This is a genomic window from Bradyrhizobium sp. WCU1, from assembly GCF_053474805.1.
In genome coordinates this window covers 2,735,400-2,749,924 of the sequence record NZ_CM130280.1, presented here as the reverse complement: position 1 = coordinate 2,749,924, position 14,525 = coordinate 2,735,400, and the positions used below count along the sequence as shown (strand labels likewise).

Below are 14,525 nucleotides of genomic sequence, written 5' to 3'. Positions count from 1 at the left end.
GCTCAATCCTTCTCTTCTTCGACCTGGGGCGCCGCGAGCGAGCGCAGCACCAGGACGGGAAGGATCAGCGTGAACACGATGACTTCCTTGAAGTTGCTGGCGTAGAACGACGAGAAGGCCTCGACGATGCCGACCACGATGGCCGCGACCGCCGTGAGGGGATAGCTGACCAGGCCGCCGATGATGGCGGCGATGAAGCCCTTCAGGCCGATCAGGAAGCCGGTGTCGTAATAGAGCGTGGTGATCGGCACGATCAGGATGCCGGAGATCGCGCCGATGACGGAAGCGAGCAGGAATGCGATCTGGCCCGACAGCGTGGTGCGGATGCCGACCAGGCGGGCGCCGAGGCGATTGACCGCGGTGGCGCGCAGCGCCTTGCCGGTCTTGGTGTAGCCGAAGAACAGCCACAGCGCGATGATGAAGCCGACCGTCAGGCCATAGACCGCAAGGCTTTGTCCGGTGAAGCGCAGCGGACCCGCGGTCACCGCGGCATTCGACAGCGCCGGGCCGCGCAGGCCTTCGGCGCCGAAGAACACGAGGCCCAGGCCTTGCAGCGCCAGGTGGCAGCCGACCGAGGCGATCAGCAGCACCAGCACCGAGGTGTGCGCGATCGGCTGGAACGCGATGCGGTAGAGGAACAGCCCGATCGCCGCCACGATCAGCAGCGCCAGCGCGATGTTGACGGCGATCGGCGTGTGCGGACCGACCAGCGCATAGACGAGGCCGAGCAGCGCCATGGGAAAGGCGATGTTGAGCGCGACCGAGCGGATCACCAGCCGCGCATGCAGCGCCCTGCGGGCGAAGAACAGGTCGAGGGCAAAAGCGACCAAGCCCATCGCGACCGCAAGGCGCGCGGTGCCGGGCACCTGGCCGGTCGCCAGCATGGCGTAGCTCAGCGCGCCATAGGTGACGAATTCGCCCTGCGGGATCAGGATCACCCGCGTCACCGCGAACACCAGCACCAGGGCGAGCCCCAGCAGTGCGTAGATCGCGCCATTGGTGATGCCGTCCTGCAGCAGGAACAGCATGATCGTCGTGTTCAAGGCCGAGCGCTCCCCCTCAAGCGTCGGGCCGCCGCAGCCGGCTGTGCCGGTCCGGTCGGCCGATATCGGCTGTTGATAGCCGCCGATATTAGATATAGCGGATAACAATTATTAGATATAATCTCAAGGTCCCCGAGCGTCCCGCGGGGTTTTGTACCGGGATTGCGAGCCTGGAGCGATGACTGTTTCAAAGACCGCCTCCGATGCCGTCCGTTCGTCGCGCGCCCTGCGCCGGGAACCGGTCGATCCTGCCGGGGACGACAGCATGCTGCAACTGGGCGAACTGTCCGGGTTGCTCGGCTATTCGCTCAAACGCGCGCAGCTCAAGGTGTTCGAGGACTTCCTGCGCTGCGTCGCGCCGCTGCAGCTGACGCCGGCGCAGTTCTCGGTGCTGCTGCTGCTCGACAAGAATCCGGGCCGCAACCAGACCGAGATCGCCAACACGCTCGGCATCCTCAGGCCGAATTTCGTCGCGATGCTCGACGCGCTGGAGAGCCGCGACCTTTGCGCGCGGATGCGCTCGACCAACGACCGCCGCTCCCACATCCTGGTCCTGACCGACAAGGGCCGCGCGGTGCTGGCGCGCGCCAAGAAGCTGGTCGGCAACAAGCACGAGGCGCGGCTGATCGAGGTGCTTGGCCCGGCCAACCACGCCGCGCTGCTGGAGATGCTGGCGAAGCTGGCGCAGGAGTTTTGAGGTCTCGTCATTCCGGGGCTCGCGAAGCGAGAGCCCGGAATCCATTGCGCCGCAGGCGTCGTGGCTGAATGGATTCCGGGCTCAGCCCTTCGGGCTGCCCCGGAATGACGGTGAACTAATCCACCAGGATCACGCGCACATCGTTGACGTTGGTCAGCGTCGGCCCGGTCAGCAGCAAATCGCCGGTCTGCGCGAAGAAGCCGGTGGCGTCGTTGTTCTCGAGATAGGTCTTGGGATCGAGGCCGATCGCTTTCATCTTCGCAAACGTCACCTGGTCGATCACGGCCCCGGCCGGGTCGGTCGCGCTGCCGGCGCCGCCGTCGGCGCCGTCGGTGTCGGCGGCGAGCGCCGCGATGCCGGGCGTGTCCTTGAGCAGGCCGGCGAGCGCCAGCGCATATTCCTGGTTGGGTCCGCCGCGGCCGTTGCCGCGCACGGTCACCGTGAGCTCGCCGCCGGAGACGATCGCAACGCGCTTGCCCTCGCTGCGCGCCTTCAATGCAAGCCTCGCATGTTCGGCCGCGACCTCGCGGGCCTCGCCTTCGAGATCGGCGCCGAGCGCGATGGTCTCGTAGCCGGCGTCCTGCGCGACCTTCACCGCGGCGTCGATCGAGGCCTTCGGCTTCGCCAGCAATTCGAACGTCGCCCGCGCAAAGGCGGGATCGCCGGGCTTGCAGCTCTCGTTGCTGGGATCGTCGAGCGCGCGGCGCACCGCGTCATCGACGGAGAGATTGTATTTGGCGACCAGCGCGCGGGCATCCGCCAGCGTGGTCGGATCCGGCACTGTCGGCCCCGAGGCGATCGCGGAGGGGTCGTCATGCGGCACGTCCGAAATCGCCAGCGTGACGATCTCGGCGGCGCGCTGGCCGGCGCGCGCCAGCCGTCCGCCCTTGATCCGCGACAGATGCTTGCGGACGATGTTCATCTCGCCGATCGGCGCGCCGGAGCGCAGCAGCGCGCGGTTGACCTGCTGCTTCTGGGCAAAGCTCACCCCCGCGACCGGCGCGATCCAGTTCGCCGAGCCACCGCCGGTCAAGAGCACCAGCAGCAGATCGTCGGGTGTGGCTTCCGCCGCCAGCCGCAGCGTATCGTCGGCCGCGCGCAGGCCGGCTTCATCGGGCACCGGGTGGCCGGCCTCGACCACCTTGATGCGGCGGGTCGGCACGCCATGGCCGTGGCGGGTGGTGGCGATGCCGACCAGCCGCGACGGTTCGAGGCCGAGCGTGTCGAGATAGTGCCGTTCCGCCGCGGCGGCCATGGCGCCGGCGCCCTTGCCTGCGGCAAGGCAGATCACGCGGCCTTTCGGCGCCGGCCGCAGCCGCGACGCCAGCACGACATCGGGATGTGCAGCCGCCACTGCGGCATCGAAGATCGAACGCAGGAAGGGACGACGGTCGGTCATGGCTATGCCTTTGTGAGACGGATCAGTTGCCGCCAATTTCGCCGCTGATGACGTCGCCGAACAACTGCCAGCGCTCGCCCTTGAACTGCATCAGCTGCAATTGCTCGATCGGCTGGAAGTCGTTGGGCCCGGTCGACAGCGTCACGCCGGGCAGCAGGCCGCCTTGCGGAAACTGCTTCAGGCTCGCCGCCTGCTTCATCACATTGGCGCGGGTGAGGTCGTCCCCGCAGCGGCGCAGCACCTCGACCATCGTGGTCGCCATGTTGTAGCCGGTCATCGCCGAGGCATCGGCGCGATTGGTGTCGGGCAAATATTTGGCGAGCAGTTCGTCGAACGCCTTCATGCCGGCGTCGTCTTTCCACTGCGGATCGCTGGCGTCCTTGGCGTAGGCCGCCGAGATGACGCCCTGCGCATTGTCGAGCCCGGCCGGACGCATCACCGTCGCGGTGGAGGCCGAGACGTTGGAGACGATCGTCACCGGCTTCCAGTTCATCTCGCCGAGCTTCTTGATCGCCTGGGCGCCGAATTTCGGCGTGGTGAAGAAGATGATGACATCCGGACTGGAGGATTTCAGCCGCACCACGTGGGAATCGATGGTCGGCTCGGCGACCTCGTAGCTCTCCTTGGCGACGATCCGCGCGGGATCGCTGGCGAAGCCGTCTTCCAGGCCCTTGAGGTAGTCCTTGCCCATGTCGTCGTTCTGGTAGAGCACCGCGACCTTGGCGGCGGGTTTCTCCTTGAGCAGATATTTCGCGTAGATCCGCGACTCGCTCTGGTAGCTCGGCAGCCAGCCCATGGTCCAAGGGAAGGTCTTCGGATCGTTCCACTTGGTGGCGCCGGTGGCGACGAACAGCTGCGGCACCTTCTTGGCGTTGAGATATTTCTGGATCGCGGTGTTGGAGGCGGTGCCGAGCGTGCCGAACAGGAACAGCACCTCGTCGCTCTCGACCAGCTTGCGGGCCTGCTCGACGGCCTTCGGCGGCGAATAGGCGTCGTCATAGGAGATGAAGTTGATCTTGCGGCCGTTGATGCCGCCGTCGTCGTTGACCTTCTTGAACACCGCCGTCATCGCCTTGCCGACCACGCCATAGGCCGATGCCGGGCCGCTATAGGGCACGATGTTGCCGATCTTGATCTCGGTATCGCTCGCTCCGGTGTCGTATTTCTTCTGCGCCAGGGCGGCGCTGCCGCTTGTCGCGAGCAGGGCCAGGCCGAAAACGGCGGTTGCGGCACGGTGAAGGACGGGCGTGGACAATTTGCGGATCTCCTGTTCTTGCGCGCCCGGCGGGAGGCGCTCGGCTTCTTGTTGGCTCTGCCGTACCTAGAGCACGATGAGATTTGGTTGAATAGCGTATCGTCCGCTGAAGTGTAAACGGCCCGTGTCCTTCGGTTTTCCGGATAGAGCGATAGCAAACGAAAGGCAAAGAAAAACCCCTGCGATCGGGTCGCAGGGGGCAGATTTTTCACGATGCGGGAAAGTTCTCAGCCGCCGACGTCGGCGCTGATGACCTCGCCGAACAGTTCCCATTTGTCGCCCTTGAACTTCATCAGCTGCAACTGGCTGATCGGGGCGAAATCATTCGCGGCGGTATTGATCTTGATACCGGGCAGCAGCACTTCGGTGCGGAAGTCCTGCAGGCTCGCGGCCTGCTTCATGATGTTCTCGCGCGTCAGATTGTCGCCGCACTGCTTGAGCACCTGGACCAGGGTCTGCGCCACGCCGAAGCCGACCACGGTGCCGCCGTCGAGCTTGTCGCCCTCGGGGAAGTCCTTGGCCATGAAGGCGTAGAATTCCTTCATGCCGGGATCATTGTCCCATTGCTTGTCGGAAGCGTCCTTCAGATAGGCGGCGGAGATGATGTCCTGCGCGTTCTCGAAGCCGGCCGGCTTGATCACGCTGCCGACCGAGGCCGACACGTTGTTGAGGAAGTGGGTCGGCTTCCAGCCGATCTCGGCGACCTTCTTGATCGCCTGCGCCGCGAATTTCGGCGTCGCGATGTCGATGAATACGTCGGCGTTGCTGGCTTTCAGCTTGACGATGTTGCTGTCGATGGTCGGCTGGGAGGTCTCAAAGCTCTCCTCGGCAACGATCATGCTGGCGGCCTTCTGGCCGAGCCCGTCCTTCAGACCCTTCAGATAGTCCTTGCCGTAATCGTCGTTCTGGTAAAGCACCGCGATCTTGGCGTTCGGCATGTTCTTCAGGATGTACTTGGCGTAGATCTGGGTCTCGCTCTGGTAGTTGGGCTGCCAGCCCATGGTCCAGGGGAAGTCCTTCGGATCGTTCCACTTGGTGGCGCCGGTGGCGACGAACAGCTGCGGCACCTTCTTGGAGTTCATGTATTTCTGGATTGCCGAGTTCGACGGCGTGCCGAGCGAGTTGAAGATCAGCAGCACCTCGTCGCTTTCGACCAGCTTTCGGGCCTGCTCCACGGCCTTCGGCGGCGAGTAGGCGTCGTCATAGGAGATGAAGTTGATCTTGCGGCCGTTGATGCCGCCGGCGTCGTTGATCTTCTTGAAGTAGGCGGCCTCGGTGCGGCCGATGATGCCATAGGCGGAGGCGGGTCCGCTGTAGGGCATGATGTTGCCGATCTTGATCTCGGTATCGCTGGCGCCGGTGTCGTATTTCTTCTGGGCCAGCGCAGCGCTGCCGGATGTCGCGACGAGCGCGAGCGCGGCCCCAAGGACCGCAAATCTTGTGGTAGCGGACATCGATGTCTCTCTCCCTGTTGTCAGACGAATGTGTCGCGGCCCCCTGTTTCGAGAGCTCTGTTGTTATCAGGTGAAATTACCACCATACCCGGCTGGTCTCAATGAAAAGCCCCCGCGACAACGTCGCAGGGGCCGCGTCTTTAGTCGACAATTGCGGGTCAACCGCCGACATCGCCGCTCAAAATTTCACCAAAGCGATCCCAGGTCTCGCCCTTGAAGCGCATCAGTTGCAGTTGCGAAAGCGGCGCGAAGTCGGTTGCCGAGGTGTTGACCTTGATACCCGGCAATAAGCCGTCGAGCTCGAGGTCACGCAGGTTGGCGGCCTGCTTCATGATGTTCTGGCGCGTCAGATTGTCGCCGCACGCCCGCAGCACGTGCTCGAGGCCCTGCGCGACGGTGTAGGCGTACATCACGGACGCGTCGGCGCGGTTTGCTTCGGGATAGTACTTATCCAGGAATTGGTTCCAGGCGATCATTCCCTTGTCGGTCTTCCACTGCGGATCGGTCGGATCCTTGAGGTATTGCGACGAGACGATGCCCTGGGCGGCCTCGAAGCCCGCCGGCTTGATCACGCTGCCGATCGATGACGAGACGTTGTTGAGGAAGTGCAGCGGATGCCAGTCGAGCTCGGCGTTCTTCTTGATCGCCTGCGCCGCGAATTTCGGCGTCGTGATGTTGAAGAACACGTCGGCGCCGGAGGCCTTGAGCCTGACGATGTGGGAATCGATGGTCGGCTCCGTCACCTCATAGCTGTCCTCGGCGACGATCATCGACGCCGCCTTGGCGCCGAGCCCGTCCTTGAATCCCTTCAGATAGTCCTTGCCGTAATCGTCGTTCTGGTAGAGCACCGCGATCCTGGCGTCCGGCTTGTTCTTCAGAATGTACTTCGCATAGATGATCGACTCGCTCTGATAGTTGGGTTGCCAGCCCATCGTCCAGGGATATTCCTTCGGGTCGTTCCATTTGGTGGCGCCGGTGGCGACGAACAGTTGCGGCACCTTCTTCTGGTTCATGTATTTCTGGATCGCCGAGTTCGGCGGCGTGCCGAGCGAATTGAAGATCATCAGCACCTCGTCGCTCTCGACCAGCTTGCGCGCCTGCTCGACGGTCTTCGGCGGCGTGTAGGCGTCGTCGTAGCTGATGAAGGTGATCTTGCGGCCGTTGATGCCGCCCTCGGCATTGATCTTGCGGAAATAGGCGTCCTCGGTCTTGCCGATCACGCCATAGGCGGAAGCTGCTCCGCTATAGGGCATGATGTTGCCGATCTTGATTTCGGTGTCGGTGGCGCCGGTGTCGTAGTTCTTCTGGGCAAGCGCCGTGCTGCCGGATGCGGAGACGAGCGCGAACGCAACGGCGAATGCCGCCAGATGTCGTGTTGCAGACATGCGGGTTCTCTCCCTGATAGCAGATGATGTGTCGCGGCCCTCTGTTTCGAGGGCTCGTTATTGTCGGTGGAAACTATCATCTTACCGGGGGTGTCTCAATGACAAGCCCCCGCGGCGAGGCCGCGGAAGCTGCATCTTTAGTCGACAATATCGGGAGCTGACTTCTTCCCGGGTGCGCCGCAGAGATTGCGGTGAGTTCACCAAACGTCGTTGAGTTGAGTGCGACGATCAGTTGCTCAGATTGCTCGAAATGATGTCGCCGAACAGCTCCCACTTCTCGCCCTTGAATCGCATCAAGCGCAATTGCTTGATCGGCGCGAAGTCGGTGGCGGAGGTGTTGATGCTGATGCCCGGCAGCACCGTGTCGGGCACGTAGTCCTTCATGCTGGCGGCCTGCTTCATGACATTGGCGCGGGTCAGATCGTCGCCGCACATCTCCAGCACCTTCACCATGGTCTGTGCCGCGGCGTAACCGTAGGAGGTGGCGCCGTCGAGCTTGTTGGCCTCGGGATAGTCCTTCTTGAGGAAGGCGAGGAATTTCTCCATGCCGGGATCCTTGTCCCATTGCGGATCGGCGCCGTCCTTGAGATAGGACGCCGACAGGATGCCCTGCGAGTTCTCGAAGCCGGCCGGCTGCATCACGCCGCCGACCGAAGCGGAGACGTTGGCCACGATCTGCAACGGCGTCCACGCGATTTCGGCAGCCTTCTTGATCGCCTGCGCCGCGAATTTCGGTGACGTGACGCTGACGAACGTATCGGCGCCGGCGGCCTTCAGCTTGACGATATGATTGTCGATCGTGGGTTCGGAAGTTTCGTAAGCTTCCTCGGCGACGATCATCGAGGCCTTGCCGCCGAAAGCGTCCTTCAGGCCCTTGAGGTAGTCTTTGCCGAAATCGTCATTCTGGTAGAGCACGGCAACCTTGGCATCAGGCTTGTGCTTCATGATGTACTTTGCGTAGACCCGCGCCTCGTCCTGGTAGGACGGCTGCCAGCCCATGGTCCATGGATAGTTCTTGGGGTCATTCCACTTGGAGGCGCCGGAGGCGATGAACAGCTGCGGCACCTGCTTCTCGTTCATATACTTTCGAACCGCGGCGTTGCTCGCGGTGCCGACCGAGCCGAACACCAGCAGCACCTCGTCGTCCTCGATCAGCTTGCGGGCTTGCTCCACGGTCTTGGCCGGCGAGTAGCCGTCGTCATAGGAGATGAACGTGATCTTGCGGCCGCGGATGCCGCCGGCCTGGTTGATCATCTTGAAGTAGGCCGCCTCGGTCCTGCCGATCACCCCATAGGCCGAGGCCGGACCGCTGTAGGGCACGGTGTTGCCGATCCTGATCTCGGTGTCGCTGGCTCCGGTGTCGTAGGCCTTCTGCGCCAGCGCGACATTGCAGCTCGTCAGGATCAGAGCGAATGCGGACAACAGCGCCGTCAGGGACGGACGTGCGGCAGTCATGGTTTCCCCACCTCGGGTTCTTGGTTTGCGGTATTCAATACCATCGGAGCAGGGCGTCAACAAAAAGCCCCCGCGACTGATATCGCGGAGGCCCGTTGTTTATTCCCGCAGTGCAACGTCACTCGGAGGGAACGTCGCCGGAAATAATCTCGCCGAACAGTTCCCACTTCTGCCCCTTGAAGCGCTGCATCTGCAGCTGGGCGATCGGGGCGAAGTCGGTGGCCGAGGTGTTGATCTTGACGCCGGGCAGCAGGGTGTCGGGCGTGAAGTCTTTCAGGCTGGCGGCCTGCTTCATGACGTTGGCGCGGGTCAGATCGTCGCCGCACATTTCGAGCACCTTGGCGAGCGTCTGCGCGGCGCCGTAGCCGTAGACGTAGCCGCCGTCGGTCTTGTCGGCGCCCGGCATGTATTTGTCGAGAAACTCGGCCCACTTCTTCATGTTCGGATCGTTGGCCCATTGCGGATCGGCACCGTCCTTGGCATAGGCCGCCGACAGCACGCCCTGGGCGTTGTCGAAGCCGGCCGGCTGCATCACGCTGCCGACCGAGGCCGACACGTTGGTGATGATCTGCAGCGGCTTCCAGCCGAGCTCGGCGGTCTTCTTGATGGTCTGCGCGCCGAATTTCGGCGTCGTGTAGATCAGCAGCACGTCCGGATTGGCGGCCTTGATCTTGACGATGTGGCTGTCGATCGACGGCTCGGAGATCTCGTAGCTCTCCTCCATGATGATGCTCGTGGCGCCCTTGGCGCCAAAGCCGTCTTTGGTGCCCTTGAGGTAGTCTTTGCCGAAATCGTCGTTCTGATAGAGGATCGCGACCTTGGCGTCGGGCTTCTCCTTCATCAGCCACTTGGCGTAGATCTGCGCTTCGCTCTGGTAGCTAGGCTGCCAGCCCATGGTCCACGGGAAGTTCTTCGGGTCGTTCCACTTGGTGGCGCCGGTGGCGACGAACAGCTGCGGGATCTTCTTGGAGTTCAGGTACTTCTGGATCGCGGTGTTGGACGGCGTGCCGAGCGGATTGAACACCAGCAGCACCTCGTCGCTCTCGACCAGCTTGCGCACCTGCTCGACCGCCTTGGGCGGCGAATAGGCGTCGTCATAGCTGACGAAATTGACCTTGCGGCCGTTGATGCCGCCGCGGTCGTTGATCATCTTGAAATAGGCTTCTTCGGTCTTGCCGATCACGCCGTAGGCGGAGGCCGGTCCCGAATAGGGGATGATGTTGCCGATCTTGATCTCGGTATCGCTTGCGCCGGTGTCGTATTTCTTCTGGGCGAATGCGGCGGTGGACGTCACGGCGACAGCCGTGATCGCCGCGGAAATCGCGGCGATCCGAACGGTAGAAAGCATAATGTCTCCTGGTTTGGTTCTAAAGATTCTTAGTTCTTCTTGAGCTTTGCGGCCAGTTGCTGGGCAACGATCGCAACCTGCCTGGCGCCGTGCGGCACGAGGAAGATGACGAGGAACAGCAGCACGCCGAACACCGCGCCGGAGAGGCCCTTGGAAATGCCTTCGGCGATGTTGGGCACGAAGATGATGAAGGCGGAGCCGACGATCGAGCCGGGCAGCCAGCCGACGCCGCCGACCACCATGCCGAGGAACAGCGAGATCGCGAGCTGGATGGTGTAGCCGTCCGGCGCCACGAACTGCACCGCGATGGCGCCGAGACCGCCGGCGACGCCGGTGATGCCGGCCGAGACGCCGAATGCCAGCGTCTTGTACAGCGCGACGTCGACGCCCATTGCGGAGGCCGCGATCTCGTTGTCGCGGATCGCCATGAAGGCGCGGCCCGAGCGCGAGCGCAGCAGGTTCACCGAGGCGACATAGATCGCGATCGAGACCACCAGAGTGAAGTAGTAGAGCCACATGTCCTGCGACATCGGCAGGCCGAACGGCGCGTCCGGCTTGGTCACCACGAGGCCCTGCACGCCGCCGGTCCAGTGCTCGAAATAGCCGAGCTTGAGCAGCTGCGGCATCGCGGTCGCGAGCGCGAAGGTCGCAAGCGCCAGGTAGACGCCGGAAAGCCGTAGCGCCGGCTGGCCGAACAGGAAGCCGAAGCCGAAGCAGACGATGCCGGCGATCGGCAGCGTGAGGGCATAGTTCATGCCCGCATGCTCCATCAGGATCGCCGAGGTATAGGCGCCAACGGCGTAGAACGCGCTCTGGCCGAGCGAGAACTGGCCGCTGCCGCCGGTCAGGATGTTGAGCGCCATCACCGCCAGCGCGTAGATCAGAAGCATCGTCATCTGGAAGATGATGAAGTTCTTCACGAACAGCGGAATGATGATCAGCGCGGCGAGCACGGCGAGCGAGGTGCCATAGCCGAGCGTCATGGCACGCTTGGGCACGGCCTCGACGGCGGGGGCTTCTGTGACGATTTCTTCAGCGGCGCTCATGATCAAACTCGCTTGACGATGGCGCGGCCGAACAGGCCTGCCGGTTTCACGACCAGGACGACGATGATCAGCGCAAGCGCGATCGGAAGTTTCAGCTCATTGCCGACACCGGGGATATAGGTGCCGACCAGGTTCTCGAAGATGCCGACCAGGAAGCCGCCCATCACGGCGCCGAATGGCGAGGTCAGGCCGCCGAGCACGGCTGCGGCAAAGCCGTAGATCAGCACGCCGAGCATCATGTTCGGCTCGAGGAACACCACCGGGGCGATCATCATGCCGGCGATCGAGCCGATCGCGGACGCCATGCCCCAGCCGAGCGCGATCATCCACGAGGTGTTGATGCCGACGAGGCGGGCCGATTCAGGCAGCGAGGCGGCGGCGCGCATTGCAAGGCCGACCCGGGTGAAGCGGAAGAAGAAGAACAGCAGGAGCAGCATCAACAGCGTGATGCCGATCATGCCGGCCTGGTGGGTCGAGATCAGCTGGCTGCCGAGGAACGGCGAGGAGCCGAACGGCGTCGGATATTGCTTGATGGTGAAGTCCCAGATCAGGCCGGCGACCGAGTTGATGATCGCATACAGCGCGATGAACCCGGCGACGTTGGTCAGGATCGGCGCCTTCGCCAGCGGCTTGAACAGCAGCCGCTCGATGACGATGCCGGCGGCGAATGAAAAGGCGACCGTGAGTACGAAGGCGCCCCAGTAGGGCACGCCCCATTGCATCAGCTGCCAGGACACGAAGGTCGAGAACATCGCCATTTCGCCCTGGGCGAAATTCAGATGGTCGATGGCCTGGTAGATCATCACGACCGCAAGCGCCATGCATGCATAGATCGCGCCGGTGGCGATGCCGGCCAGGACCTGGTTGGCAAAAAGCTCCATTGAGCCAGCTCCCTCAGTAGCCGAGATAGGATTTGCGGACGTCTTCGTTGTTCGCGATGTCCTTGGCATTGCCCGACATCACGATCCGTCCGGTTTCGATCACATAGGCCTGGTCGGCGAGCTCGAGCGCGAGCTGCGCGTTCTGCTCGACCACCAGGATGGTCACCTTCTCTTCTCGATTGATCTTGCCGAGGATGCGGAACAGGTCGCGCACGATCAGCGGTGCGAGGCCGAACGACGGCTCGTCGAGCAGCATCAGGCGCGGCCGCAGCATCAGCGCGCGCGCCACCGCGAGCATCTGCTGCTCGCCGCCGGACAGCGTGCCGGCCTGCTGGGTGTAGCGCTGCTTCAGCACCGGGAAGTGCTCGTACATCCGCTCGATGTCGGAGCCGATCGCCTTGGTGTCGGAGCGGCTGATGGCCCCTAACTGCAAATTCTCCTCCACCGTCATGTTGGTGAAGGTGCCGCGGCCCTGCGGCACATGGGCGATGCCGAGGCGGACCACGTTTTCAGTGGAACGAGTGCCGATCGGCTTGCCCTCGAATTCGATCGCGCCGGTCGAGCGCACCATGTTGCAGATCGCCCGCAGCGTGGTGGTCTTGCCGGCGCCGTTGGCGCCGAGCAGCGTGGTCAGCGAACCCTCGTTGAGCGAGAAGCTGAGGCCGTGCAGGGCCTGGACCTGGCCGTAATAGGCGCGCAGGTCCTTGACGTTGAGCATCGTGGTCATTGGTCCTTGCTCCCCAGATAGGCCTTGATGACGTCGGGGTCGGCCTGGACCTGGGCCGGCGTGCCTTCGGCCAGCTTGCGGCCGAAATTGAGCGCGACGACGTGGTCGGCGATCGACATCACGAGACCCATGTGATGCTCGACCAGCAACACCGTAATTTTACGGTCATCGCGGATTTTGCGGATCAGATCGCCGAGCACGTAGACTTCCTCGTGATTGAGGCCGCCGGCCGGCTCGTCGAGCAGCAGGATCTTGGGGTCTGCGGCCAAAGCGCGCGCCAGTTCGACGCGCTTCTGGGTGCCGAACGGCAGTCCCGAGACCACGGTGTGGGCGACGCTCTCGAGATCGAGATAGCCCAGGATGTCGTGCACCTTCTTGTTCATGTCGTTCTCGCCGCGGCGGACCCAGGCAAGGCGCAGCGAGTCGCTGACGATGTCGCTCGAGGTGCGCGCATGCGCGCCGACGCGCACATTGTCGATCACGGATAGGTTGGGAAACAGCGCGACGTTCTGGAAGGTGCGGCCGATGCCGATCTCGGCGATCCGGTGCGGCGGCCGCGACAGGATGCTCTTGCCTTCCATCAGGATGTCGCCGGACGACGGCTGATAGAGCCGCGACAGGCAATTGAACAGCGTCGTCTTGCCGGCGCCGTTCGGCCCGATCAGTCCGAGGATCTGCCCATGGCGCATGTCGAACGACACGCCATTCAGTGCGATGATGCCGCCGAACACGACGCTGACGTCGCGAACCGCGAGCAAGGGATCATTCCCCTGCGCGAGCTGTGCCTGCGTCATCTCGTCTCGCCCGCCGTCTTCGAGCGGTGCGAGCGGTCCTGCGATGCGTTTCGCTGGACGTGATGGAGGCTATCTGATCCCCTCGGCCAAACGTGCAACTTTCCCTCCTACTCTGGTCTTTTTGCGTTCTTCTTTTTTGGATTGCGGCGCCATTCCACCGAGCGCCTGCTCGATGTTCCTTACCATCGCGACAAGACGAGGTCCAATGTCGTTGAGCAATCTGTCTTCCGTGAAGCGGAATGCCGGCGCGCCGCAATTGAAGGCGTAAGGACCGGTTCCGTCGTTCAATCTCAATGCAACGCCGACCGCGGCGACGTCGTTCTGCCAGTCGCCGGTCGACATGGTGAAGCCGTGCTTCGCCACCGTCTCGCCGGAACGCTCGATGCCGTCACGCATCTTGGCCCAGCGGCTGCCATAGTGATCCCGCAGCTCGCGCAATAATGCCGCACGATCGTCGGGTGGCAATGCCCAAATATAGGCACGTCCCATCGCGGTGGTTGCGATCGGCACCCGCGAGCCGACGTCGAGTTGCACGCCGAGCGCCAGGCCGTTTCGGCTCTGGCCGAAATAGATCATGCTGTGACGGTCGCGGCCGCCGACGGCGACGGCGCCGCCGGTCGCGCGCATCACTTCTTCTCGATAGGGTTCGGACAAATGCCGAACGCCGAGATTGGCGAGCGCGGCGTAGCCGAGCGCCATCGCCGACGGCGCGAGCTGATACTTCTCGAATTTCGGTACAGGTGTAAGGTATCCCAGCTTGGTCAGCGTGTAGGTCAGCCGGGAGATGGTTGGCTTCGGTAACTTGGTGCGGGCAGCAATCTCCTGATTGCCGAGCAGGCCGTCATTGGGTTGAAATGCGCGCAGGACGTCCAGTCCGCGGGAAAGCGCGACGACGAAATTGCGATCGGTCGCTGCTTTCTTGCTGGCGCGCTTCATGCCGATCCTTGTCCTGCCCTTGTCATGCTCGTTGACAAGGCTCGTGCTTCAAAATAACCCTCCGTGTCAAGATGTGGAATTAAATTTCGCAGTGCGAAATTGGTC

Annotated in this window: 13 protein-coding genes; 1 reads left to right on the top strand and 12 read right to left on the bottom strand. The window is 63.2% G+C overall.

Annotated features, from left to right (window positions below; translation table 11 throughout):
* Window positions 1-2: 2 nt before the first annotated feature.
* Window positions 3-1,043, bottom strand: a complete 1,041-nt coding sequence (locus tag ACTUWL_RS12740) for a branched-chain amino acid ABC transporter permease (protein ID WP_021081426.1) — start codon at window positions 1,041-1,043, stop codon at window positions 3-5.
* 178 nt (window positions 1,044-1,221) lie between these two features.
* Here ACTUWL_RS12740 and ACTUWL_RS12735 point away from each other — a divergent pair, with 178 nt between their 5' ends.
* Complete coding sequence (locus tag ACTUWL_RS12735; protein ID WP_021081427.1) at window positions 1,222-1,740, top strand: MarR family winged helix-turn-helix transcriptional regulator; 519 nt, start codon at window positions 1,222-1,224, stop codon at window positions 1,738-1,740.
* 115 nt (window positions 1,741-1,855) lie between these two features.
* Here ACTUWL_RS12735 and ACTUWL_RS12730 read toward each other — a convergent pair whose 3' ends face one another.
* The 11 genes from ACTUWL_RS12730 to ACTUWL_RS12680 all read right to left on the bottom strand — a co-directional run bounded on the left by ACTUWL_RS12730 (window position 1,856) and on the right by ACTUWL_RS12680 (window position 14,420).
* Complete coding sequence (locus ACTUWL_RS12730) at window positions 1,856-3,139, bottom strand: glycerate kinase type-2 family protein (RefSeq protein ID WP_021081428.1); 1,284 nt, start codon at window positions 3,137-3,139, stop codon at window positions 1,856-1,858.
* A 22-nt stretch (window positions 3,140-3,161) separates the two neighbouring features.
* A complete protein-coding gene (locus tag ACTUWL_RS12725; protein WP_373011656.1) occupies window positions 3,162-4,349 on the bottom strand; it encodes an ABC transporter substrate-binding protein in 1,188 nt (395 codons plus the stop codon).
* Window positions 4,350-4,621: 272 nt separating this feature from the next.
* The gene (locus ACTUWL_RS12720; protein ID WP_106940444.1) at window positions 4,622-5,848 is read right to left on the bottom strand and encodes an ABC transporter substrate-binding protein; all 1,227 of its coding nucleotides are present in this window, start codon (window positions 5,846-5,848) and stop codon (window positions 4,622-4,624) included.
* 158 nt (window positions 5,849-6,006) lie between these two features.
* Window positions 6,007-7,233, bottom strand: coding sequence for an ABC transporter substrate-binding protein (locus ACTUWL_RS12715; protein ID WP_021082492.1), 1,227 nt, complete (start codon window positions 7,231-7,233; stop codon window positions 6,007-6,009).
* Between the two features lie 228 nt (window positions 7,234-7,461).
* On the bottom strand, window positions 7,462-8,688 hold the full coding sequence (locus ACTUWL_RS12710; protein ID WP_021082493.1) for an ABC transporter substrate-binding protein: 1,227 nt from the start codon (window positions 8,686-8,688) through the stop codon (window positions 7,462-7,464).
* Between the two features lie 118 nt (window positions 8,689-8,806).
* A complete protein-coding gene (locus ACTUWL_RS12705) occupies window positions 8,807-10,036 on the bottom strand; it encodes an ABC transporter substrate-binding protein (protein ID WP_106940443.1) in 1,230 nt (409 codons plus the stop codon).
* Window positions 10,037-10,065: 29 nt separating this feature from the next.
* Window positions 10,066-11,082: a branched-chain amino acid ABC transporter permease gene (locus ACTUWL_RS12700; protein WP_021076977.1), complete on the bottom strand. Its 1,017-nt coding sequence runs from the start codon at window positions 11,080-11,082 to the stop codon at window positions 10,066-10,068.
* Between the two features lie 2 nt (window positions 11,083-11,084).
* Window positions 11,085-11,963, bottom strand: coding sequence for a branched-chain amino acid ABC transporter permease (locus ACTUWL_RS12695; RefSeq protein WP_021076976.1), 879 nt, complete (start codon window positions 11,961-11,963; stop codon window positions 11,085-11,087).
* Between the two features lie 13 nt (window positions 11,964-11,976).
* A complete protein-coding gene (locus tag ACTUWL_RS12690; RefSeq protein ID WP_021076975.1) occupies window positions 11,977-12,690 on the bottom strand; it encodes an ABC transporter ATP-binding protein in 714 nt (237 codons plus the stop codon).
* Window positions 12,687-13,484 carry an ABC transporter ATP-binding protein gene (locus tag ACTUWL_RS12685; protein WP_021076974.1) on the bottom strand — a complete coding sequence of 266 codons (798 nt, stop codon included), beginning with the start codon at window positions 13,482-13,484 and terminating at the stop codon, window positions 12,687-12,689. The genes ACTUWL_RS12690 and ACTUWL_RS12685 overlap by 4 nt, the downstream gene beginning before the upstream one ends.
* A gap of 69 nt (window positions 13,485-13,553) precedes the next feature.
* A complete protein-coding gene (locus ACTUWL_RS12680) occupies window positions 13,554-14,420 on the bottom strand; it encodes an IclR family transcriptional regulator (RefSeq protein WP_021076973.1) in 867 nt (288 codons plus the stop codon).
* Between the last annotated feature and the right edge of the window lie 105 nt (window positions 14,421-14,525).

Excerpts from the sequence above, each read along its gene's own strand:
- ACTUWL_RS12735 (WP_021081427.1), top strand. The coding sequence starts at position 1,222 with ATGACTGTTTCAAAGACCGCCTCCGATGCCGTCCGTTCGTCGCGCGCC.
- ACTUWL_RS12730 (WP_021081428.1), bottom strand. The coding sequence starts at position 3,139 with ATGACCGACCGTCGTCCCTTCCTGCGTTCGATCTTCGATGCCGCAGTG.
- ACTUWL_RS12720 (WP_106940444.1), bottom strand. The coding sequence starts at position 5,848 with ATGTCCGCTACCACAAGATTTGCGGTCCTTGGGGCCGCGCTCGCGCTC.
- ACTUWL_RS12715 (WP_021082492.1), bottom strand. The coding sequence starts at position 7,233 with ATGTCTGCAACACGACATCTGGCGGCATTCGCCGTTGCGTTCGCGCTC.
- ACTUWL_RS12710 (WP_021082493.1), bottom strand. The coding sequence starts at position 8,688 with ATGACTGCCGCACGTCCGTCCCTGACGGCGCTGTTGTCCGCATTCGCT.
- ACTUWL_RS12705 (WP_106940443.1), bottom strand. The coding sequence starts at position 10,036 with ATGCTTTCTACCGTTCGGATCGCCGCGATTTCCGCGGCGATCACGGCT.
- ACTUWL_RS12700 (WP_021076977.1), bottom strand. The coding sequence starts at position 11,082 with ATGAGCGCCGCTGAAGAAATCGTCACAGAAGCCCCCGCCGTCGAGGCC.
- ACTUWL_RS12695 (WP_021076976.1), bottom strand. The coding sequence starts at position 11,963 with ATGGAGCTTTTTGCCAACCAGGTCCTGGCCGGCATCGCCACCGGCGCG.
- ACTUWL_RS12690 (WP_021076975.1), bottom strand. The coding sequence starts at position 12,690 with ATGACCACGATGCTCAACGTCAAGGACCTGCGCGCCTATTACGGCCAG.
- ACTUWL_RS12685 (WP_021076974.1), bottom strand. The coding sequence starts at position 13,484 with ATGACGCAGGCACAGCTCGCGCAGGGGAATGATCCCTTGCTCGCGGTT.
- ACTUWL_RS12680 (WP_021076973.1), bottom strand. The coding sequence starts at position 14,420 with ATGAAGCGCGCCAGCAAGAAAGCAGCGACCGATCGCAATTTCGTCGTC.